This is a genomic window from Hydrogenophaga pseudoflava, assembly GCF_004353865.1.
Taxonomy (GTDB): domain Bacteria; phylum Pseudomonadota; class Gammaproteobacteria; order Burkholderiales; family Burkholderiaceae_C; genus Hydrogenophaga; species Hydrogenophaga pseudoflava.
Window position 1 is genome coordinate 3,430,418 of sequence record NZ_CP037867.1, and the last position, 22,298, is coordinate 3,452,715.

Here is a 22,298-nt window from a genome sequence, read left to right on the forward strand (position 1 = left end):
CATGTCCGACGATTCCACGCCCCACACCCCAGATGCCGCCCAGCCGGGCACCCCGTCCAAGCCCTTCATGCGCGTGGTCAAGAGCTACGTGCTGCGCACGGGCCGCGTAGGCCCCGGCCAGCAGCGTGCCTACGAGCAGTTCGGTCCGCGTTTCCTGCTGAACTACGACGCGTCCACCCTGCTGGACCCGGTCGCGGCCTTTGGCCGGCAGGCACCGCTGATCATGGAAATCGGCTTCGGCATGGGCGGCGCCACGGCGCAGATCGCCCAGGTGCGGCCGGGCGACAACTTCCTGTGCTGCGAGGTGCACGAGCCGGGCGTGGGCGCCCTGCTCAAGCTTTGTGGCGAACAGGGCATCGAGAACATCCGCATCTTCCGCCACGACGCGGTCGAGGTGCTGGACCACATGCTGCCCGAGCAGAGCCTGGACGGCGTGCACATCTTCTTCCCCGACCCCTGGCACAAGAGCCGCCACCACAAGCGCCGTCTGATCCAGGGGCCGTTTGTGAACCGGCTCGCGCGCCACCTCAGGCCCGGGGGTTACCTGCACCTGGCCACCGACTGGCAGCCCTACGCCGAGCAGATGCTGGCGGTGCTGAGCGCCGAACCGTTGCTGCAAAACACCGCGCCGGCCGACGGTGACGGCTACGCGCCCAAGCCCGACTACCGCCCGCTGACCAAGTTCGAGAACCGCGGCCTCAAGCTCGGCCACGGCGTCTGGGACCTGGTGTTCCGGCGGGTCTGAGCCCGCCGCAAGGCTCAGTCGTCCGTTGCTTCGTCTTCGTCGTCGTCGAGCACCGCGTCGGCCCCGGCGCCGATGATCTTGCCGCCGATGCGGGCCGTGCCCACGGCGGCATCGACCGCGAGGCCGGCCACGCCCACCACCGCCGAGGCCGCGACATCGGCCACCGCGATCACCGCGCAGCCACCCAGCAGGGGCACCGACAGCAGCAGCGCGCCCAGCACGCGCCAGCGGCGGGCGGAACGTTCAGAACACAGGGGCAGCACAGCAATCATCGCGGCGGGGTCTGGGTGAGAAGGCGCAGAGAATACCCGCTTCCACCATGGCCCGTCCGCCGAAAAACCCCCTGATCCCGACCCGCGACGGCGTTTCGCCCAGTTGCGTGGCGCTGCCGCTGCTGCCTGCGGGCGACAGTCGCTGGCCGACCCTGCTCGACTTTCTGGCCGAGCGCCTGCCGGCGGTGGACCGCGGCGCCTGGCAACAGCGCCTGTCCGACGGCCAGGTGCTGGACGAACACGGCCAGCCGGTGCGCGCGGACAATGCCTACCGGGGCGGCGGCCGGCTCTACTACTGGCGTGCGCTGGACGACGAGCCCGAGATCCCGTTCGAGGCCACGGTGCGGTTCCAGGACGCGCACCTGCTGGTGGTCGACAAGCCGCACTTCCTGCCGGTCACCCCCACCGGCCGCTTCGTGCGCCAGAGCCTGCTGGTGCGGCTCAAGCAGGCCACCGGCATCGACACGCTCAGCCCGATCCACCGCATCGACCGCGAGACCGCCGGACTGGTGGTGTTCAGCCTGCGCCCGCAGGACCGCGGTGCCTACCAGGCGCTGTTCCGCGAGCGCTCGGTGGACAAGGTCTACGAAGCGATGGCGCCGCTCGACCCTGCGCTGGCGCTGCCCCGGGTGCACCGCAGCCGCATGGCCGAAGACCCCGAAGCGTTCTACCGCATGACCGAAGTGGACGGCGAACCCAACAGCGAAACCGCCATCGCCCTGCTGGAGTGTCGCGGCGCCTGGGGCCGCTACCGCCTGGAGCCTGTCACTGGCAAGCGCCACCAACTGCGCGTGCACATGGCCGCGCTGGGCCTGCCGCTGGCGGGCGACCAGTTCTACCCGCGCGTGCGGCGCGGGCCTGGGGAGGCCGAAGACTATGCCGACCCGCTGCGCCTGCTGGCGCGTGCCATCGCCTTCACGGACCCGGTGACGGGCGAGCAACGGAGCTTTGAAAGCGGGCTGGACCTCAAATGGCCCAGCCCGGGCTGAGATCTACAGTTTTTCAGAAACCCAGGCCTGCACCGACGCCAGCGCCTTTGGCAGACCCGATGCATCGGTACCACCGGCCATGGCCATGTCGGGCTTGCCGCCGCCCTTGCCGCCCACCTGCTGGGCGACGAAGTTCACCAGCTCGCCGGCCTTGAGCTTGCCCACGCTGTCGGCCGTCACGCCCGCGGCCAACTGCACCTTGCCGCCGTCCACCGCGGCCAGCACGATGGCAGCGGTCTTGAGCTTGTCCTTGAGCTTGTCCATGGTCTCGCGCAGGGCCTTGGCGTCGGCGCCGGCCAGCGTCGCGGCCAGCACCTTGATGCCCTTGATGTCCACCGCCTGGTTCACCAGCTCGTCGCCCTGGGCCGACGCCAGGCGGCTCTTGAGCGCGTTCATTTCCTTTTCCAGCTCGCGCATCTGCTCCAGCAGCGCACCCACGCGGGCCGGCACCTCGCCCGGCGCCACCTTGAGCGTGCCGGCCACGCCGCCCAGCGTGTCTTCCATGCCCTGCACATAGCGCAGTGCGTTCAGGCCGGTGGTGGCCTCGACGCGGCGCACGCCGGCGGCCACGCCACCCTCGGCGGTGATGGTGAAGAAACCGATGTCGCCGGTGGCCTTGACGTGCGTGCCGCCGCAGAGTTCGCGGCTGCTGCCGATGTCCAGCACGCGCACGGTGTCGCCGTACTTCTCGCCGAACAGCATCATGGCGCCGGTGGACTTGGCCGATTCGATGTCCATCACGCGTGCCTGGGTCGGCGCGTTGGCGACGATCTCCATGTTCACGCGGCGCTCGATCTCGCGGATCTGGTCGTCGGTCACGGGCGCGTTGTGCGTAAAGTCGAAGCGCGTCTTCTCGGCATCGACCAGCGAGCCTTTCTGCTGCACGTGGGCGCCCAGCACCTCGCGCAGGGCCTTGTGCATCAGGTGGGTGACCGAGTGGTTGCGCATGGTCGCGGCGCGCTGGTCGAGGTTGACCGAGGCGGTGACACTGTCGCCCACGGCCAGCGTGCCCTGCTCCACCGTCCCGTGGTGGCCGAACACGTCGGCCTTGATTTTCTGGGTGTCGCCCACGGCGAACCGGGCCGAGCCGCTGGTGATGACGCCCTCGTCACCCACCTGGCCACCGCTTTCGGCGTAGAACGGGGTGGTGTCCAGCACCACGACGCCTTGCTGGCCGGCCTTGAGTTCCGCCACGGGCGTGCCGTCCAGGTACAGGGCCACGACCTTGGCAGGCGCCTCAAGCCGGTCGTAACCGACGAAGGTGTTGCCGGCGCCGCTGTACTCCAGCGCCTTGTCCATCTTGAACTTGCCGGCCGCGCGGCCCTTGGCCTTCTGGGCTTCCATGGCGGCGTGGAAACCGGCTTCGTCCACCGTCAGGCCACGCTCGCGGCAGACGTCGCCCGACAAGTCGAGCGGGAAGCCGTAGGTGTCGTGCAGCTTGAAGGCCACATCACCCGGCAGCACCTTGGCGCCATCGGCCAGGGCGGCGTCCAGGATTTCCATGCCGTTGGCCAGCGTTTCATAGAAGCGCTCTTCCTCGGCCTTGAGCACCTCGGTGATGCGCTGCGCCTGCGAGGCCATGTTGGGGTAGGCCTCGCCCATCATCTTCACCAGATCGGGCACCAGCTTGTGGAAGAACGGGGTCTTCTGGCCCAGCTTGTAACCGTGCCGGATGGCGCGGCGGATGATGCGGCGCTGCACATAGCCACGGCCTTCGTTGCTGGGGATCACGCCGTCGCTGATCAGGAACGAGGTCGCGCGGATGTGGTCGGCGATCACCTTCAGCGAGGGATTACTCAGGTCAGCGGTGCCAGTCTCGCGGGCGGCGGCCTTGATCAGCACGTCGAAGATGTCGATCTCGTAGTTGCTGTGCACGTGCTGCAGGATGGCGGCCAGGCGCTCCAGGCCCATGCCGGTGTCCACGCAGGGCGCGGGCAGCGGCGTGACCGAGCCGTCCTCCTTCATGTCGAACTGCATGAACACGTTGTTCCAGATCTCGATGAAGCGGTCGCCGTCTTCGTCCGGGCTGCCCGGGGGGCCGCCGGGGATCTCGGGACCGTGGTCGTAGAAGATCTCCGAGCAGGGGCCGCAAGGACCGGTGTCGGCCATCATCCAGAAGTTGTCGCTCTTGTAGCGGCCGCCCTTGTTGTCGCCGATGCGGATCACGCGCTCGGGCGGCAGACCGATTTCCTTGGTCCAGATGTCGTAGGCCTCGTCGTCCTCGGCGTACACGGTCGCCAGCAGGCGCTCGGGCGGCAGCTTGTAGACCTCGGTCAGCAATTCCCAGGCCCACATCAGCGATTCGCGCTTGAAGTAGTCACCGAAGGACCAATTGCCCAGCATCTCGAAGAAGGTGTGGTGGCGGGCGGTGTAGCCCACGTTTTCCAGGTCGTTGTGCTTGCCGCCGGCGCGCAGGCAGGCCTGGACGGACGCGGCGCGCACGTAGTTGCGCTTGTCGGTGCCCAGGAACACGTCCTTGAACTGGACCATGCCCGAATTGGTGAACATCAGCGTCGGGTCGTTGCCCGGCACCAGCGGGCTGGACGCCACCACGGTGTGGCCCTTGGAGGCGAAGAAATCCAGGAAGGTCTTGCGGATGTCGGCGACGGAAGCAACGGCGGGGGCGGTCATGGTGGCCTGTCTTTGGGGGTTATCTGTGGGTGGCGCCGGCTGACGCAGACGCGAAACCCGGTATTTTGCGGGCGCGAAGCCCGCCATTTTCGCAAACTGCGGGGTCACCCGGCGTGGCGGTGGTCGCTGAGGAAGCTCAGCACGCGCGGATCGTCGGTGAAGGCGACGTTGAAACGGAACCAGGGGCTGGGTTGCAGCTCGGGGTCGAACAGGTGGCCGGGGCCGAGCAGGATGTCCTGTTCAGCCGCCTGGTAGGCCAGTTCGGTGGCGTTCTGGATGTCGGGGTGGCGCGCCCAGAGAAACATGCCGGCCTTGGGCTCGCAGAACAGGTCGAAGCCCAGGCTCTCCAGCGCCTGGCCCACCCGCTGGTGCGCCTGCGCCAGCCGCTCGCGCAGGCCGCGCAGGTGCTTGCGCCAGCGGCCGTCCACCAGGGCGCCGTAGGCCAGGCGCTCGCTGAACTCGGACGAGGTCAGGCCCGAAATCATCTTGAGCTGGGCGAAGTCCTCCAGCAGATCGGGCGGCGCCGCCATGAAGCCCACCCGGATGTTGGGTGAGATGGTCTTGGAAAAGCTGCTGATGTAGACCACGCGCTGCAGCTGGTCCAGGCTGGCCAGCGAGGGGCGCGGCTCGGGGTCCAGGTCGGCGTAGATGTCGTTCTCGACCACGGTGAACTGGTGCTGCTCGGCCAGCAGCACCACGCGGTGCAGGTGGGCCAGGTTGGCGACCGAGCCGGTGGGGCTCTGCAGCCGCGGCTGGGTGAAGAACACCTTGGGCTGGTGCTCCTTGACCAGCGCTTCCAGCGCCGCCAGGTCGTAGCCGTCGGGCGTGCGCGGCACGCCGATCAGGCGCGCGCCCAGGAAGCGCAGCGAAAACAGCATGTTCGGGTAGCCGGGGTCGTCCACCAGCACCGCGTCGCCCGGACGCACCAGGCGGCGTGCGACCAGGTCCATGGCCTGGCTGGAGCCCTGGGTCAGCAGCACCTGGTCGGCGCTGACGGCGATCTCCTGCTCGGCCAGCAGGTCGCGCACCAGCTGGCGCAGCGGCATGAAGCCCTTGGGTTCGCCATAGCCGCCCAGGTCCACGTTCTCGGCCGCCAGCGTGCGCAGGCTGCGCCGCATGCCTTCCTCGAACAGCCAGTCGCCGGGCAGCCAGCCGCATCCGGGCTTCATCTTCAGAGCCCGCGCCTCGAACACGCGGCGCAGATACCACATCGAATCGAAGTTGTAGTTGGCCGCTTCGGCCGGTGCGTTGCCGGCGCTCAGCCGGGCCAGGGCTTCGCGCTGGCGCACGAAAAAGCCCGAATGCGGGCGCGAAACGAAATAGCCCAGGGCCACGAGGCGGTCGTAGGCGTCGACAACTGTATAGGTGCTGACACCGTGCGCGTGCGCAAACTGGCGGATGGAAGGGGCCTTGGAGCCGGGGCGCAGACCCCCGCCCTGGATGGCGGCGCGGAAACCCTCGACGATCTGAACCACCAGCGGGGTCGCGCCTTTCGGGTTAAGGGAAAACATGGACGAGGGGAATTGGGGTTTGTCTGTACAGGACAACAGAGCTATACAGTGCATCGCTGTACAGCCAGTGTCTGTATATGTTAGCCGCCGGCTTTGGCGCCTACAGTGCGCCCCAGTCTGAAACTTGTTCACGAACGGAGCCCCAGCATGCAACGCGAACCCCACTTCACCAACGCCGCCCTGATGGCCCGCCGCCGCGCCGCTCTGCCCAACGGGCTGGGCCAGGGCTTCGAAATCTTCGCCGACCGCGCCGAAGGCGCCGAGGTCTGGGACGTCGAAGGCCGTCGCTACATCGACTTCGCGGGCGGCATCGCGGTGCTGAACACCGGCCACCGCCACCCGGCGCTGGTCAAGGCCGTGGCCGAGCAGCTCGAGCGCTTCACGCACACCTGCTTCCAGGTGCTGGCCTACGAGTCCTATGTGGAACTGGCTGAGAAGCTCAACGCCATGGCGCCGGGCAACTTCGCCAAGAAGAGCTTCTTCCTGACCACCGGCGCCGAAGCGGTGGAAAACGCGGTCAAGGTGGCCCGCGCCTACACCAAGCGCTCGGCCGTCATCGCCTTCGGCGGCGGCTTCCACGGCCGCACCCTGATGGGCATGGCCCTCACCGGCAAGGTCGCGCCCTACAAGGCGGGTTTCGGCCCCTTCCCGGCTGAAGTCTTCCACGCCAAGTTCCCCAACCCGCTGCACGGCGTGAGCGAAGACGACGCCATCGCCTCGGTGGAAGCGCTGTTCAAGTACGACGTGGAGGCCTCTCGCGTGGCCGCCATCATCCTGGAGCCGGTGCAGGGTGAAGGTGGCTTCTACGCCGCGTCGCCCGCCTTCGCCCAGCGCCTGCGCGCCCTGTGCGACCAGCACGGCATCCTGCTGATCGCCGACGAAGTGCAGACCGGCGCCGGCCGCACCGGCACCTGGCTGGCCTGCGAGCAGTGGGGCGTGGCGCCCGACGTGATCACCATGGCCAAGTCGCTGGCCGGTGGCATGCCGCTGTCGGCCGTGATCGGCAAGGCCGAGGTCATGGACGCCGCCGCCGTGGGCGGCCTGGGCGGCACCTACGCCGGCAACCCGCTGGCCTGCGCGTCCGCGCTGGCGGTGATCGAGACCTTCGAAAAGGAAAACCTGCTGGCGCGCAGCCGCGCCGTGGGTGAGCGCCTGACCAGCCGCCTCAAGGCCCTGCAGGCGCAGCACAACTGCATCGCCGAGGTGCGCGGTCTGGGCGCCATGGTGGCCATCGAGCTGTGCAAGAACGGCGACCCGCACCAGCCCGACGCCGAACTGACCAAGCGCATGGTGGCCGAGGCGCAGAAGCGTGGCCTGATCCTGCTGAGCTGCGGTGTGTACGCCAACGTGATCCGCGTGCTGGTGCCGCTGGTGGCCAGCGACGCCCTGCTCGACGAGGGTCTGGACATCATGGCTGCGTCCCTCGCTGCTGCGCTGGCATGACGGCGCCGGATCGCATGAGCGCCCAGCCGCCCCGGCCGCTCGAGGGTGTGCGTGTGCTCGATCTGTCGCGCGTGCTGGCCGGTCCCTGGGCCGGCCAGATGCTGGCCGACTACGGCGCCGAGGTGCTCAAGGTCGAGCGCCCGGGCGCCGGTGACGACACCCGCACCTGGGGCCCGCCGTGGTGGGGCGAAGGCGAGGCGCGCGTGGCCGCGTACTTCGTCTGCGCCAACCGCGGCAAGCGCTCGGTGGCGATCGACATCGCCTCGCCCGAAGGCATCCAGACCGTGCGCGAGCTGGCGCGCGAGGCGGACGTGCTCATTGAAAACTACAAGGTCGGCCAGCTGGCGCGCTACGGCCTCGACGCGGTGAGCCTGCAGGCCATCAACCCGCGCCTGATCTATTGCTCCATCACCGGCTACGGCCAGACCGGACCACTCGCTCACCGCGCCGGCTATGACTTCGCCATACAGGCCGAAGGCGGCCTGATGAGCATCACCGGCAACAAGGGCGAAGAGCCGCAGAAGGTCGGCGTCGCCGTGACGGACCTGATGACGGGCGTCTACGCCACCACCGCCATCCTCGCCGCACTGCACGAGCGCGCACGCACGGGCAAGGGCCGGGTGATCGACGCCGCACTGTTCGACGTGCAGGTGGCCATGCTGGCCAACCAGGCCAGCAACCAGCTCATCGGGAACAAAACCCCGACGCGCATGGGCAACGCGCACCCGAACATCGTGCCCTACCAGGTGTTCCCCACGCGCGACGGCCACATGGTGCTGGCGGTGGGCAACGACGGCCAGTTCGCCAAGTTCTGCGACGCCGCCGGGCAGCCCGCGGTCTCGCGCGACGCGCGCTTCTCGACCAATCCGGCGCGCGTCGAACACCGCGCCACGCTGGTGCCGCTGATCACCGGCTGGACGATGACGAAAGACACGGCCGAATGGGTCGCCCTGCTCGACCAGGCGGGCGTGCCCTGCGCACCGATTCTTGACATTGCTCAAGTCATGGAACATCCGCATGTGGCGGCGCGCGGAATGGCGCTACAACCACGCGACGCGTCGACCCCGCCCATGGTCGCCAACCCCATGCTGTTCGATGGCCAGCGCCCGGTCGCCGACCTGCCGCCGCCCGCACTGGACGCGCATCAGGCACGGTGGTTGCATACCTCCTGATGATCCGCCCACCGGGCCCGCTCCCACACACAACCCAAGCGTTCATGACCACCAGCTCCGCACTCGTCACCTTCACCGGTGTGCAGAAAACCTACGACGGCAACACCCTGGTGGTGCGCGACCTCAACCTCGAGATCCAGAAGGGGGAATTCCTCTCACTGCTGGGCCCGTCGGGCTCGGGCAAGACCACCACGCTGATGATGCTCGCCGGCTTCGAGTCGCCGACCTCGGGCGAGATCGCACTCAACGGCGTGCCCATCACGCGCACCCCGCCGCACAAGCGCAACTTCGGCATGGTGTTCCAGAACTACGCACTGTTCCCGCACATGACAGTGGCCGACAACATCGCCTACCCGCTGACGGTGCGCAAGCTCGACAAGAACGAGATCGACACCAAGGTCAAGCGCGCGCTGGACATGGTGCAGATGGGCCACATGGGCCAGCGCTATCCGTCGCAGATGTCGGGCGGCCAGCAACAGCGCGTGGCCCTGGCGCGCGCCCTGGTGTTCGACCCGCAGCTGGTGCTGATGGACGAGCCGCTGGGTGCGCTGGACAAGCAGCTGCGTGAGCACATGCAGATCGAACTGAAGGCCCTGCACCGCAGCCTGGGCGTGACCTTCGTCTATGTCACGCACGACCAGAGCGAAGCGCTGACCATGTCCGACCGCGTGGCCGTGTTCAACGAGGGCGTGATCCAGCAGATCGACCAGGTCGACCGCCTCTACGAGACGCCCGCCAACCGATTCGTCGCCGGCTTCGTGGGCGACAACTCCGTGCTCGACGCGCGCGTGATCCACAACAACGGTGACACCTGCGAGGTGCAGCTGGCCGATGGCACGCACCTGCACGGTGTCAACGTGAACCACGCCCAGGTCGGCGACACGGTGCAGTGCAGCGTGCGGCCCGAGCGCATCGCCGTGGTGGACGCCGGCCACAGCGCCGGCAACCGCGTGGCCGCGACGATCTCCGACGTGATCTATTTCGGCGACCACCTGCGCCTGCGCTGCCAGGTGCCCGAGCAGCCCGAGATGAGCGTCAAGGTGCCGCTGCAGCACCTGGGCCACATGCAGGCCGGGCAGACGGTGCACCTGCACCTGCCGCCCACCCATCTGCGCGTGTACCGCTGAGCCCTTTCCCCCGTTCCTCAACCCATGGAGACCCTCCAGATGAAACTCAAACCTGTACTGATTGCCGTGGCCGCCCTCGTGGCCCTGCCCGCCATGGCCCAGAGCCTGACGGTCGTCAACTTTGGCGGTGCCAACGGCGCCGCGCAGAAGAAGGCCTACATCGATCCGTTCGAGAAGACCGGCACCAAGGTCACCATGGTCGAATACAACGGCGAACAGGCCAAGATCAAGGCCATGGTCGAAGCCAAGAAGGTCACCTGGGACGTGGTGGAAGTCGAGAGCCCGGACCTGAGCCGCGGCTGCGATGAAGGCCTGTTCGAGAAGCTGGACTGGGCCAAGATCGGCAACAAGGCCGACTTCCAGAAAGCCGCCGTGCACGAGTGCGGCGTGGGCACCTTCGTGTGGTCCACCGTGATGGCCTACAACGGCGACAAGCTCAAGGACGCTCCCGTGACCTGGGCCGATTTCTGGGACACCAAGAAATTCCCGGGCAAGCGCGGCATGCGCAAGGGCGCCCGCTACAACCTCGAATTCGCGCTGATGGCCGACGGCGTCAAGCCCGCCGACGTCTACAAGGTGCTGGCCACCAAGGACGGTGCCGACCGCGCCTTCAAGAAGATGACCGAGCTCAAGCCGAACATCCAGTGGTGGGAAGCCGGCGCGCAGCCGCCCCAGTTCCTGGTCGCCGGTGACGTGGCCATGACCACCGCCTACAACGGCCGCATCGACGCCGCCCAGCGCGAAGGCAAGAACCTCAAGATCACCTGGACCGGCGGCATCTACGACCTGGACTACTGGGTCATGCCCAAGGGCACGCCCAACAAGGACGCCGCACTGAAGTTCATCGCGCTGGCCAGCTCGGCCGACACACAGGCCGAGTACGCCAAGAACATCAGCTACGGCCCGACCAACACCAAGGCCCTGGGCAAACTCGACGCCAAGGTGCTGAGCCAGCTGCCCACGTCCGCGGCCAACGCCAAGGATGCGCTGCAGTTCAACGTGGGCTTCTGGGCCGACCAGGGCGAAGCCCTGGAGAAGCGCTTCTCGGCCTGGGCAGCGCAATGATGATGGCCGGCGGAACCCTGGACCTGGCCACGCAGCTGCGCCGCGCCGAGCGGCGCCGCAAACAGCGCGCGGTGGCGCTCACGCTGCCGCTGCTGGCGTTTCTGGTCGTTTTTTTCCTGGTTCCGCTGGCATCGCTGCTGGTGCGGGCGGTGGAGAACCCCGAGGTCGCCGACGCCCTGCCCCGCACGGGGCAGGCGCTGGCCGGCTGGGATCGACACAGCCCGCCCGACGCCGCCGCCTTCGCGGCGGTGATCGCCGACCTGTCGGCGATCGAGGACACCGCGCAGGCCGGCGTGCTGGCGCGGCGCCTCAACAGCGAAGTCCCTGGTGCACGTTCGCTGGTCATGGGCACCTACCGTGCCGTGCAATCCGAAGACGCTGGTTTCAAGGACCTCGCCTCCGAACAGGCCAAAGCCAAACTGATCGAGCAGGACGCGCGCTGGGAAGAGCTGCCCTACTGGCAGGCCATCGCCCAGAACAGCTCGCGCTGGACGCCCGACTACCTGCTGGCCGCGGTCGACCTCAAGCGCACGCCGCTGGGCGACATCGTGCGCGTGTCCGACGACGAGGCCGCCTTCTCAGACATCCTGGGCCGCACCTTCCAGATGAGCGCGGTCGTCACCTTCTTCTGCCTGCTGCTGGCCTACCCGCTGGCCTACTGGCTCTCCACCCTGCCCGAGCGCAAGGCCAACATCCTGCTGATCCTGGTGCTGCTGCCGTTCTGGACCTCGGTGCTGGTGCGCATCGCGGCCTGGATCGTGCTGCTGCAGAACAACGGCCTGGTCAACCGGTTCTTCATGTGGATCGGCCTGACCGACGCGCCGATCCCGTTGCTGTTCAACCGCGTGGGCGTGATCATCGCGATGGTCCACATCCTGCTGCCCTTTGCCATCCTGCCGCTCTACAGCGTTATGAAGTCGGTGCCGCCCAACTACCTGCGCGCCGCCATCTCGCTGGGCAGCGCGCCATTCGCCGCCTTCGTGCGCGTCTACCTGCCGCAGACCTACCCGGGCGTCGCCGCTGGCGGCCTGCTGGTCTTCATCACCAGCATCGGCTACTACGTGACCCCGGCCCTGCTGGGCGGCGCGGGCGACCAGATGCTGAGCTACTACGTCGCGCAGTACACCAACGTCGAAGTCAACTGGGGCATGGCCTGTGCGCTCGGCGGCGTGCTGCTGACCACCACGCTGATCCTGTATTCGATCTACCGCAAGGTCTCGAAGGCCGAGCTGAGCCTCGGTTGAGCGGGAGTCCAAGATGTTCAAACTGCCCGACTTTCCCGCCTACTACACCCTGTTCGACAAGCTCGGCTGGCTCGCCCTGCGGGCCGGGGGCCTCGCTGTGCTGGCCTTCCTGCTGATGCCGGTGATCGTGATCATCCCGCTGTCGTTCAGCGACTCGTCCTTCCTCGCCTACCCCATCGAGGGCTGGTCGCTGCGCTGGTACCAGGAGATGTTCCACTCGGACGACTGGATCCGCGCCACCAAGAACAGCTTCATCGTCGCGCCGCTGGCCACGCTGCTGGCGACCACGCTGGGCACGCTGGCCGCCATGGGCCTGGCCAACACGAAGTTCCTGGGCAAGGGCTTCATCACCGGCCTGCTGATCTCGCCCATGGTGGTGCCTATCGTCGTGGTCGGCGTCAGCGCCTACCTGTACTTCGCGCGCTGGGGCCTCAACGACTCCTACCTCGGCCTGGTGATCGTGCACGCCGCGCTGGGCGCCCCCTTCGTGGTGACCACCGTGCTGGCGACGCTTCAGAGCTTCAACCACAACCTGGTCAAGGCAAGCCTGAGCCTGGGCGCCAGCCCGCTGGAGACCTTCTTCCGCGTCACGCTGCCGGTGATTGCGCCGGGCGTGATCTCGGGCGCGCTGTTCGCGTTCGCCACCTCGTTCGACGAAGTCGTGGTGACCCTGTTCCTCGCCGGACCCGAGCAGGTCACGCTGCCGCGCCAGATGTTCACCGGCATCCGCGAGAACATCTCGCCCACCATCGCCGCCGTCGCCACGCTGCTGATCCTGTTCACGACCGCCTTGATGCTGACGCTGGAGTGGCTGCGCGGCCGCAGGAAATAACGGATGCCCTTCACCACCGACACCACCCTCGCCGGCCGCCACGTTCGCCTCGTTCCGCTGCGACCCGAGCACCACGACGACCTGGTCGAGGCGGTGCGCGACGGCGAACTCTGGAAGCTCTGGTACACCGCCATCCCCACGCCCGAGGGCATGGCGGCCGAGATCCAGCGCCGCCTGGGCCTGCAGAAGGCCGGCAGCATGCTGCCCTTCGCGGTGCTCAACCCGGAGGGCCAAGCGGTGGGCATGACCACCTACATGAACATCGACGCCGCCAACCGCCGCGTCGAGATCGGCTCCACCTGGTACCGCCAGGCGGTGCAGCGCACGCCGCTCAACACCGAGGCCAAGCGCCTGCTGCTGACCCACGCCTTCGAGACCCTGGGCTGCATCGCGGTGGAGTTCCGCACCCACTGGTTCAACCACGCCAGCCGCCGCGGCATCGAGCGCCTGGGTGCCAAGCTCGACGGTGTGCTGCGCAGCCACCAGATCAACCGCCATCCCGACGCCCCCGGCGCACTGCGCGACACCTGCGTCTACAGCATCGTGGCGCACGAGTGGCCGAGCGTGAAGGCCCACCTGGATTTCCAGCTGAGCAAGCCCCGCACCTGATGACATGACCGATACCAACACCTTCAACCAGCCGCTGGGCGGCAACGAGATGCCGCGCTTCGGCGGCCTGGCCAGCATGATGCGGCTGCCCGTCGCGGCATCCGCCGCGGGCCTGAACGCAGGCTTCATCGGCGTCCCGCTGGACATCGGCACCAGCCACCGACCGGGTGCGCGTTTCGGCCCGCGCCAGATCCGCGCCGAGTCCTGCCTGATCCGCCCCTACAACATGGCGACAGGGGCCGCGCCGTTCGACACGCTGCAGGTGGCGGACCTGGGCGACGTGCCCATCAACACCTACAACCTGCTCAAGTCGGTCGACATCATCGAGCGGCACTACAAGCCGGTCCTCGACGCCGGCTGCATCCCGCTGACCCTCGGTGGCGACCACACCATCGCCCTCCCGATCCTGCGCGCGATGAAGGCCAGGCACGGCCCGGTGGCGCTGATCCACGTGGACGCGCACGCCGACGTCAACCCCGACATGTTCGGCGAGCGCATCGCCCACGGTACGCCGTTCCGCCGCGCCGTGGAGGAAGGCCTGCTGATCGGCGACAAGGTCTGGCAGATCGGCCTGCGCGGCAGCGGCTACTCGGCCGAAGACTTCGACTGGCCGCGCCAGCAGGGCTTCACCATCGTGCCGGCGCACGAGGTCTGGTGGCAGTCGCTGGCTCCGCTGATGGCCGACATCCGGGCCAAGATCGGCCCCGACACGCCCACCTACCTCAGCTTCGACATCGACGGCATCGACCCCGCCTACGCCGGTGGCACCGGCACGCCCGAGATTGGCGGCCTGAACGTGCCGCAGGCGCTGGAGATCGTGCGCGGCTGCCGCGGCCTGAACCTGGTCGGCTGCGACCTGGTCGAGGTCTCGCCCGCCTACGACACCAGCGGCAACACCGCGCTGCTGGGTGCCAACCTGCTCTTTGAAATGCTGTGCGTCCTGCCCGGCGTTCACTACCGCTGAAACCGAGGAAAGTCCATGAGCCGTCCCCAGGCCATCCCCACCGTTCAGATCGACAACGACCGCGTGATCGTCACCGAATGGCGCTTCCCGCCCGGCGCCGAAACCGGCTGGCACCGCCATGCGCACGACTATGTCGTCGTCCCGATGACCGGCGGGGAGCTGCTGCTGGAGACCCCGGAGGGCAACCGCACCTCGCCGCTGGTGCCGGGCCAGTCGTACACGCGCCAGGTCGGTGTGGAGCACAACGTCATCAACCCCACCGGACACGAGGTCGTGTTCGTGGAAATCGAAATGCGCTGACGCCACGCCCATGCCACTTTCCAGACCCTTCCTGCTGCTGGCCCTGACAATTCCTGCGCTGGCCTCGGCCCAGTCCCAGCCCCTCGTGGTTGCCAACTTCGGCGGCGCCAACGGCAAGGCGCAGGAAGTGGCCTTCCTCAAGCCCTTCACCCAGGCCAGCAAGGTGCCGGCCAAGGGCGTCGAGTACGACGGCGACCTCGGCCCTGTGCGCAAGATGGTCCAGACCCGCAAGGTCGAATGGGACGTGGTGGAAGTCGAATCCTCCGAGCTGACCACCGGCTGCAAGGAAGGCCTGTTCGAGCCCTTCGACAAGAGCAAGGTGCCCCACACCTCCATGCTGCTGGCCGGCAGCGTGCAGGAGTGCGGTGTCGGCGCTTTCGTGTGGTCCACCGTGCTCGCCTACAACGGCGCCACGCTCAAGACCGCGCCGCGCAGCTGGGCCGATTTCTGGGACGTGAAGAAATTCCCGGGCAAGCGCGCCATGCGCAAGGGCGCGCGCTACAACCTCGAGTTCGCGCTGATGGCCGACGGTGTGCACCGCCGCGACGTGTACAGCCTGCTGGCCACCGAGCCGGGGCTGCAGCGCGCCCTGGCCAAGCTGCAGCAGCTCAAGCCCCACATCGTCTGGTGGGAATCCGGCTCGCAGCCACCCAAGCTGCTGGCCGCCGACGAGGTGGTGATGAGCACCGCCTACAACGGCCGCATTTCGGCGGCCGTGGCCGATGGCGCCACCCTGTCGACGGTGTGGACCGACGCCATCTACGACATCGACTACTGGGCCATCGTCAAGGGTTCGCCGCGTGCCGAACAGGCGCGCGCCTTCGTGAACTTCGCCACCACGGACGCCGCCCAGCTCGCGTTCTCGCGCGAAATCGCCTACGGCCCGACCCACTACAACGCCATCTTGCAGTACGACAACGGCCGCAAACGGGTCATCGACGACGCCCACCTCATCGACCTGTCGATGGCGCCCAGCGACCTGCCATCGGCGCCCGGAAACCTGCGCCGCTCGCTGGGCTTCAACCCGACCTTCTGGGTGGGCAATGGCGCGCAGCTTGAAAAGCGGTTCGCCGACGCGCTGAAATAGAGCATTCCACCCATTGCATTCAAGGAGACCCGCATGGACATGAAAACCTCCCCCCTGGCCCTGCTCAAGGACCCGACCCTGCTCAAGACCGACGGCCTGATCAACGGCGAATGGGTCCAGGGCGCCAGCCGCTTCGACGTGCTCGACCCGGCCACGGGTCTGAAGCTGGCCGACGTCGCCAACCTCGGCCCGGCTGATGCCGAGCGTGCCATCGCCGCCGCCAACGCCGCCTGGGCCGGCTGGAAGAACAAGACCGCCAAGGAGCGCAGCATCATCCTGCGCAAGTGGTACGACCTGCTGATGGCCAACCAGGACGACCTGGGCCGCCTGATGACCGCAGAACAGGGCAAGCCCCTGCCCGAAGCAAAGGGCGAAGTCGCCTACGGTGCCAGCTTTGTCGAGTGGTTTGCCGAAGAGGCCAAGCGCGTCAACGGCGAGACCCTGCCGCAGTTCGACAACAACCGCCGCCTGATGGTGCTCAAGCAGCCCATCGGCGTCTGCGCCGCCATCACGCCCTGGAACTTCCCTCTGGCCATGATCACCCGCAAGGTCGCGCCTGCGCTGGCCGCCGGCTGCCCGGTGGTCATCAAGCCCGCCGAGCTGACGCCGCTGACCGCGCTGGCCGCCGCCGAGCTGGCCATCCGCGCCGGCATCCCGGCCGGCGTGCTGAACATCCTCACCGCCGACGACCAGAACTCGATCGCCGTGGGCAAGGTGCTGTGCGCCTCCGACGTGGTGCGCCACATCAGCTTCACCGGCTCCACCGAAGTCGGCCGCATCCTGATGGCGCAGAGCGCTCCCACGGTCAAGAAGATGTCGCTGGAACTGGGCGGCAACGCGCCCTTCATCGTGTTCGACGACGCCGACATCGACTCCGCCGTCGAAGGGGCGTTTGCCAGCAAGTACCGCAACGCCGGCCAGACCTGCGTGTGCTCCAACCGCCTGTACGTGCAGGAAGGTGTGTACGAGCAGTTTGTCGAGAAGTTCGCCGCCAAGGTGAAGACCGCCAAGGTCGGCAACGGCTTTGAAGATGGCGTGAACCAGGGCCCGCTGATCGAGGAAGCCGCACTGCAGAAGGTGGAACGCCACGTCGCCGACGCACAGGCCAAGGGCGGCCGCGTGCTGGTGGGCGGCAAGCGCCTGGACGGCCAGTTCTTCGAACCCACGGTGGTGGCCGACGCCACGGCCGACATGCTGTGCGCCCGCGAAGAGACCTTCGGCCCCTTCGCGCCGGTGTTCAAGTTCAAGACCGAGCAGGAAGCCATCGACGCCGCGAACAACACCGAGTTCGGCCTGGCCAGCTACTTCTACAGCCGCGACATCGGCCGCATCACCCGCGTGAGCGAAGCGCTGGAGTACGGCATGGTGGGCGTGAACGTCGGCATCCTGGCGACCGAGCACGTGCCTTTCGGTGGCGTCAAGCAGTCCGGCCTGGGCCGCGAAGGCTCGCACTACGGCATGGACGACTACGTCGAGATCAAGTACGTCTGCATCGGCGACGTGCTTAAGTGATCTGACCCCCGCCTACAGGATGCGTTGCTGCTGGCCGGTCTGGCCGATGGCAATGCGCCGGTAGGCGCAGCGCCCGACCTGGCGCAGGAACAGCGAGTTGGCGATCAGCCAGACCCGCACCGCCTGCTTGGCCTGGCCGCCGACGATGCGGCGGTAGTCCTCGAACAGATCGCGGCGCTCGTCGAACGCCTTGCCCAGGTCGGCCAGCCCGCTGCGCTGCACCACATGGGTCTCCACCGCGTCCCAGCCCGGCAGCGGACAGCGGAACACCTGGCCCACCGGCAGGCTGGAACTCCACATATACGTAATGTCCTGGCCGTCGTCGAACTCCACCGCGATGGACAGGTAGTCGTGGGTCAGGATCTGGTCCTCGGGCAGGTGCGAGGGCAGGCGGTCCACCACCCACTGCCAGTCCAGCGTGAGCCCCGGACGCAGCGGCTGGTCGGCCAGCGGGTACTGCAGGATGCCGACGTTCTTGTGCGTCTCACAGTCGATGCGCTGGTCGGGCCCCTCGGTGAAGATGCCACCGTCACCGAAGGCGAAGAAGTGGTGCCAGCCCGCCGGCATCAGCCGCGCCTGGCGCTGGCGCTGCAATTCGGCGCGCACCAGGCCCTGCACATCGCCGCGGGCCGACAGGGCCAGCAGCCCGTCTTCGGCGCTGCCCTTCCAGACCACGGCCACGCCCTCCACCCGGCCTTCGCCCGCCAGGTACTGCGCCAGCGGCACCGCGAGATCGCCCTGCGGGTTGGCGAACTCGCCGGCCGAACGGGCGATCTGCAGGCGGCCGGTGCGGTCGGCCGTCAGCGTGCCGGTGTTCTGCATGGTGTTGTGGATGGCGCTGCTGCCGCCGCTGCCCGCCACGCGGGCGAAGAACACGAAGCCCGGCTCCAGCCAGCGGCCGTGTTCCTTGCTGAACCACCAGAGGCCGTTGAGGAAGAAAGTGGCCTGCTGCCCGGCCTGCAGCTCGCCCAGCGCCTGGCTCCAGGGCAGGTTCGCCGGTGTCAAGGTGAAGGGCTCAATGCGGGCCACCGCGTCGACCCCGCGCGCCAGGTGCCGGACCTCCTGTGCCAGCTCGGCCGCCGGGCGGACGGCACCGGGCGCCGGCTGCGGGTTGTTGGCATGGGCCACGGCGCAGGGGCCGGCCAGCAGCGGCGCCGCGGCCAGGCCCTTGACCCACTGGCGACGGCTGGCGCTGGGCATGGCCGGGGTGGCGTGTTCACCCGCGTGGGTGTGGCCACAGCAATGGTCGTGTATGCCGTGGTTTTGGCCGTGGTCGAGGGGCGCGGCGGGAACGGTTGTCGAGAGGGTCACGGTGGTCTCCTGAAGGGGTGGCTGCCCGCCGGAGCGGATGCCGGCGGGCTGGAACCCATGCTAGGAAGCACCACGGCCGCTTCGGACACGGCGGGCGTTTTGCCCGACCCCGTCCGGGACAGCGTCCCGGGTCAGGCGCTGGCCGGGTCGCTGCTGCCCAACAGCTTGAACTGCAGCGCCTTGCGCGTGAGCTCGATGTCGCTGCGCGCGCCCAGCTTGGCCTTGAGCTGGTAGTGGCCGTTGCGCACGGTCTTGGGACTGATGTGCAGCGCCAGGCCGATGGCATCCACGTCCAGCCCCTGCATCAGCAGCCGCAGGATGTCGAACTCGCGCGGCGTCAGTCCGGCGTGTTCGCCCTCGCCGTCCAGCAGCATGCCCGCCACCTCACCCGCGATGTCGGGGCTGAGCGCGCGCTGGCCGCGCGCCACCTGGTAGACCGCATCCACCAGCACCTGTGGCGCACTGCCCTTGGTCACGTAGCCGCGCGCGCCGGCCTTGAGCGCCTGCACCGCGTACAGCGGCTCGGCGTGCATGGAGAACACCAGCACCGCCGCCTCCGGGCTGTGGCGCAGCATCTGGGACAGCAGCCGCAGGCCACTGCCCGATCCCAGGCTCAGGTCCAGCAGGGTCACCTCGGGCTCGTGGGTCTTGAACTGCTCGTATCCCTCGTCGGCCGTGCCGGCCTCGGCCACGATGCGCAGGTCCTGGCGCCGCTCCAGCAGGCGGCGGTAGCCCTCGCGCACGATGGCGTGGTCGTCAATGATCAGCAGGCGCAGCATGGTGTCCCTCATGAACCGGCAGGTGGATGCGCAAGCGCAGGCCGTGCGGATCGGCCACTTCCAGCGCCAGCGTGCCGCCGAGCGCCTGCACCCGTTCGCGCATGCCCAGCAGACCCTGGCCGCCGCTGTCCGGCAGCGAAGGCGGCTGAGCCAGCGGGCCATTGTCCTGCACCTGCAGGTGCAGGCCGTCGGCGCGTTCGCTCAACACCACCGCGATGCGCGTGGCCTGGCCATGGCGCACGGCATTGGTCAGGCCTTCCTGCACCAGCCGGAACACGCTGACCGAGAGCGTGTCGTCCCAGCGATCGAAGTCGCCGTCGATCTGCAGGCTGTACCCGCAGCGCCCGGTGTCGCGTCGACGCCAGCTGTCCACCAGCTGCTCCAGGCTGGCCTTGAGCCCGAAGGTCTCCAGCCCCGGCGGCCGCAGCTGCTGCACGATGTGGCGCACCGCGGTCACCATGCCCTCGCAGGTGCGCGTGAGCGCATCGGCGCTGGGCAGCAGCGCAGGCACCGACTCGCGCGCCACCTCGTCCACGATTGCGACCTCGGCCCGCATCGAGGTCAGCGACTGGCCCAGCTCGTCGTGCAGCTCGCGCGCCAGGTGGCGCCGCTCCTCCTCGCGCACAGACAGCAGCCGGTCGGCCAGCTGCCGCTGCGCGCCCACCGTGTCCTGCAGCCGGTCGGCCATGCGGTTGAACTGGGCGCCAATGCGCTGCAGCTCGCGGGGGCCTGCGGGTGGCATGCGGGCCGACAGGTCGCCCGCCTCCAGCCGCTGCAGCGTGGCCATCATGGCGCCGGTGGGCTTGAGCGCGCGCCGCGCCGCCAGGTAGGCCAGCGCCGCCACCGCCAGCACGCCCGCCGCGCTCACCAGGGTCTGCCACCAGTGCTGCCACAGCAGGGCCGATTGCGCCGGCCAGTGCGGCGCCAGGGCCAGTTCGCCGACGCGGGTGCCGGGGTAGCGCACCAGCGGCAGCAGCGCGCCCACCTCTTCTCCGGCCGTGGCCCGCAGCAGCGACTCCACCCCACCGGGATGCGCCCCCGCCGTGCCCAGGCAGCGCTGGTCCACCGCCAGGCCGTGGATGTTGCGCACGGTCAGGCAGAACGGCACCAGCTCGCCCAGCCCGACCAGGTTCTGCAGCTCCTCGCCCGCGAGCGTGGCCTGGAACACGCCGGGCTCGGCTCCCAGTTCGTTCAGCCGCAGGCGTTCGATGGTCCGCGCCAGGCGCTGCAGCTGCGGGTCGACCGCCGAGGCCACACGCCACAGGCTCCAGCCACCCGAGGCCAGCAGCAGCAGCGCCGCCCCCGCCAGCAGCCAGGCGCCCAGGCGGCGCTGCAGGCGGTAGCCGGGGACGGGGAACAGGACAGAAGCGGGCTCAGCGGGCATGGGCCCGATTGTCGGGCCCGGCCTCCAGCCGGGCGAGGGCCTCGCGCGCCTCGTCCAGGCCCTCCTGCGCTGCGCGCTGCAGCCAGTGGCGCGCCTGCGCCGGGTCGGCCGGCACGCCCTGACCCTGCGCCAGCACCATGCCGTAGTGGTAGCGCGCCAGCGTTGCGTAGCCCGAGGTGTCGGGGTGCTCGGCGCCCTGGCGCAGCAGTTGCGCCGCGCGCGCCAGGTCCCTGGGCACACCATGACCGTTCTCCAGCAGATGCGCCAGCCAGATGATCGAGTACGGGTCGTTCCAGCGGCTGATGCAGTCCTCGAAGATGCGCACCGCCGCCGCGTGGTCGCCGGTCTTGTCTGCGGCGTAGCCGTAGAGGCACTTGATGCGCTTGTCGCTGTTCACGAACGCGCCGTAGCTCATGTCGTTGCCGGAGTCGTCGCGCGACACCGCGGCGGCCGGCGAGGCTGCGGGCGTGTCCCGGAAGCGCTGGCCGTCGGGTCGCAGCCAGGCGCCGTGGTGACCCAGGCGCAGGAACTCCTGCGCATCGGCCTGCCCTTCCCGGGCCAGGTCTTCAAACAGGCGGCGTGCGGCTGTTCGGTCGCGTGCCACACCCAGGCCGAAATGCAGCGCCGTCGCGTAGTGCAGCCGGGCCAGCCGGGCATAGCCATCGTTGTCGCTGTCCATGGCCAGGCGCAGGAACTCCACCACCCGTTCGGGGCGCTTGGGCACGCCGTAGCCGAGGTCGAAGTACTGCGAGAGGCGGATCAGCCCGCCCGCATGGCGCCGCTTCACGCAGTCGGCCATGATCTGCAGCGCGGTGTCGAAGTCGCCGCACTTCTCCAGTTCGAACAGCGCGGTCGAGAAGTGCCCGGTGCTGTACTCGCAGCTGGCGGGGATCTCGATCTGCGCCGCCTCGATCTCCTCGGCCGTCGGGTGGGGGCCGCGACAGAGCTGGTTGCTCGCGCGCAGCCGGCCCGCACGCTCTGCGAGCCGCTGCACCCACGCGGCGGCGTGGGCCTGCGCCTCGGGCGCCGTGGCGGACCAGCGCAGGCGCGTGCCGCCGGTGCGGGTGTCCCAGTCCACATCCAGCCAGAGGTCGGCCCCGGCCAAGGCCTGTGGCCGCAGGCGGGCTTCGTAGCGCCCGTCGTCCAGCGCGAGCACCTCGGCGCGGCCCGCGCCGCGGTCGGCCAGCGCCTGGTGAACCGCCCGCCAGACCCGCTCCGGCGGCATGGGCAGCAGTTGTTCACCGGAGGCGCCGTCGGCCGCCCAGGCCGACGGCGTCGCGAGGGCGGTGAAAAACAGGACGGCGGTCACAAACCTGCGCAT

Annotated in this window: 20 protein-coding genes; 13 read left to right on the plus strand and 7 right to left on the minus strand. The window is 68.8% G+C overall.

All coding sequences use genetic code 11. The features are described 5' to 3' along the window. The first annotated feature begins 1 nt into the window (after position 1). Entirely contained in the window at positions 2–745 is a 744-nt protein-coding gene (gene trmB / locus HPF_RS16455) for a tRNA (guanosine(46)-N7)-methyltransferase TrmB (RefSeq protein WP_079367186.1), read from the plus strand. Between the two features lie 14 nt (positions 746–759). Here trmB and HPF_RS16460 read toward each other — a convergent pair whose 3' ends face one another. Beyond that, on the minus strand, positions 760–1,017 hold the full coding sequence (locus tag HPF_RS16460; RefSeq protein ID WP_066158327.1) for a hypothetical protein: 258 nt from the start codon (positions 1,015–1,017) through the stop codon (positions 760–762). 47 nt (positions 1,018–1,064) lie between these two features. On the opposite strand from HPF_RS16460, the gene HPF_RS16465 reads away from it, so the two are divergent. Beyond that, complete coding sequence (locus HPF_RS16465; protein ID WP_079367185.1) at positions 1,065–2,006, plus strand: pseudouridine synthase; 942 nt, start codon at positions 1,065–1,067, stop codon at positions 2,004–2,006. A gap of 3 nt (positions 2,007–2,009) precedes the next feature. On the opposite strand, the gene alaS is transcribed toward HPF_RS16465, so the two are convergent. Then, positions 2,010–4,637 carry an alanine--tRNA ligase gene (alaS, locus tag HPF_RS16470; protein WP_133157220.1) on the minus strand — a complete coding sequence of 876 codons (2,628 nt, stop codon included), beginning with the start codon at positions 4,635–4,637 and terminating at the stop codon, positions 2,010–2,012. Positions 4,638–4,741: 104 nt separating this feature from the next. Beyond that, on the minus strand, positions 4,742–6,148 hold the full coding sequence (locus HPF_RS16475; RefSeq protein ID WP_066158321.1) for an aminotransferase-like domain-containing protein: 1,407 nt from the start codon (positions 6,146–6,148) through the stop codon (positions 4,742–4,744). 147 nt (positions 6,149–6,295) lie between these two features. Here HPF_RS16475 and gabT point away from each other — a divergent pair, with 147 nt between their 5' ends. The 11 genes from gabT to HPF_RS16530 are packed head-to-tail and all read left to right on the plus strand — an operon-like array spanning position 6,296 to position 17,503. Beyond that, positions 6,296–7,591 carry a 4-aminobutyrate--2-oxoglutarate transaminase gene (gabT, locus tag HPF_RS16480; protein WP_066158318.1) on the plus strand — a complete coding sequence of 432 codons (1,296 nt, stop codon included), beginning with the start codon at positions 6,296–6,298 and terminating at the stop codon, positions 7,589–7,591. After that, a complete protein-coding gene (locus tag HPF_RS16485) occupies positions 7,588–8,763 on the plus strand; it encodes a CaiB/BaiF CoA transferase family protein (protein ID WP_127805015.1) in 1,176 nt (391 codons plus the stop codon). The genes gabT and HPF_RS16485 overlap by 4 nt, the downstream gene beginning before the upstream one ends. 44 nt (positions 8,764–8,807) lie before the next feature. Continuing rightward, positions 8,808–9,890 carry an ABC transporter ATP-binding protein gene (locus tag HPF_RS16490; protein WP_066158316.1) on the plus strand — a complete coding sequence of 361 codons (1,083 nt, stop codon included), beginning with the start codon at positions 8,808–8,810 and terminating at the stop codon, positions 9,888–9,890. 39 nt (positions 9,891–9,929) lie between these two features. Beyond that, positions 9,930–10,955, plus strand: coding sequence for an ABC transporter substrate-binding protein (locus HPF_RS16495; RefSeq protein WP_066158314.1), 1,026 nt, complete (start codon positions 9,930–9,932; stop codon positions 10,953–10,955). Continuing rightward, on the plus strand, positions 10,955–12,199 hold the full coding sequence (locus HPF_RS16500) for an ABC transporter permease (RefSeq protein ID WP_424955201.1): 1,245 nt from the start codon (positions 10,955–10,957) through the stop codon (positions 12,197–12,199). Before HPF_RS16495 ends, HPF_RS16500 begins: the two co-directional genes overlap by 1 nt. Before the next feature lie 13 nt (positions 12,200–12,212). Next, on the plus strand, positions 12,213–13,031 hold the full coding sequence (locus tag HPF_RS16505) for an ABC transporter permease (RefSeq protein ID WP_127805021.1): 819 nt from the start codon (positions 12,213–12,215) through the stop codon (positions 13,029–13,031). A 3-nt stretch (positions 13,032–13,034) separates the two neighbouring features. Then, positions 13,035–13,640, plus strand: coding sequence for a GNAT family N-acetyltransferase (locus HPF_RS16510; RefSeq protein ID WP_133157222.1), 606 nt, complete (start codon positions 13,035–13,037; stop codon positions 13,638–13,640). A gap of 4 nt (positions 13,641–13,644) precedes the next feature. Continuing rightward, on the plus strand, positions 13,645–14,604 hold the full coding sequence (speB, locus tag HPF_RS16515) for an agmatinase (protein WP_133157223.1): 960 nt from the start codon (positions 13,645–13,647) through the stop codon (positions 14,602–14,604). A 15-nt stretch (positions 14,605–14,619) separates the two neighbouring features. Continuing rightward, positions 14,620–14,904, plus strand: a complete 285-nt coding sequence (locus tag HPF_RS16520) for a cupin domain-containing protein (protein ID WP_066158306.1) — start codon at positions 14,620–14,622, stop codon at positions 14,902–14,904. A 10-nt stretch (positions 14,905–14,914) separates the two neighbouring features. After that, complete coding sequence (locus HPF_RS16525; protein ID WP_079367182.1) at positions 14,915–15,991, plus strand: ABC transporter substrate-binding protein; 1,077 nt, start codon at positions 14,915–14,917, stop codon at positions 15,989–15,991. A 33-nt stretch (positions 15,992–16,024) separates the two neighbouring features. Continuing rightward, a complete protein-coding gene (locus HPF_RS16530) occupies positions 16,025–17,503 on the plus strand; it encodes an NAD-dependent succinate-semialdehyde dehydrogenase (protein WP_066158302.1) in 1,479 nt (492 codons plus the stop codon). 12 nt (positions 17,504–17,515) lie between these two features. On the opposite strand, the gene HPF_RS24090 is transcribed toward HPF_RS16530, so the two are convergent. From HPF_RS24090 to HPF_RS23960, 4 genes are all read right to left on the minus strand, one after another. Then, positions 17,516–18,814: a DUF3047 domain-containing protein gene (locus HPF_RS24090; RefSeq protein ID WP_207959183.1), complete on the minus strand. Its 1,299-nt coding sequence runs from the start codon at positions 18,812–18,814 to the stop codon at positions 17,516–17,518. A 131-nt stretch (positions 18,815–18,945) separates the two neighbouring features. Then, on the minus strand, positions 18,946–19,593 hold the full coding sequence (locus HPF_RS16540; protein WP_066158298.1) for a response regulator: 648 nt from the start codon (positions 19,591–19,593) through the stop codon (positions 18,946–18,948). Continuing rightward, on the minus strand, positions 19,571–20,977 hold the full coding sequence (locus HPF_RS16545; protein WP_133157224.1) for a sensor histidine kinase: 1,407 nt from the start codon (positions 20,975–20,977) through the stop codon (positions 19,571–19,573). Before HPF_RS16545 ends, HPF_RS16540 begins: the two co-directional genes overlap by 23 nt. Beyond that, positions 20,967–22,298: a tetratricopeptide repeat protein gene (locus HPF_RS23960; RefSeq protein WP_133157225.1), complete on the minus strand. Its 1,332-nt coding sequence runs from the start codon at positions 22,296–22,298 to the stop codon at positions 20,967–20,969. The genes HPF_RS16545 and HPF_RS23960 overlap by 11 nt, the downstream gene beginning before the upstream one ends.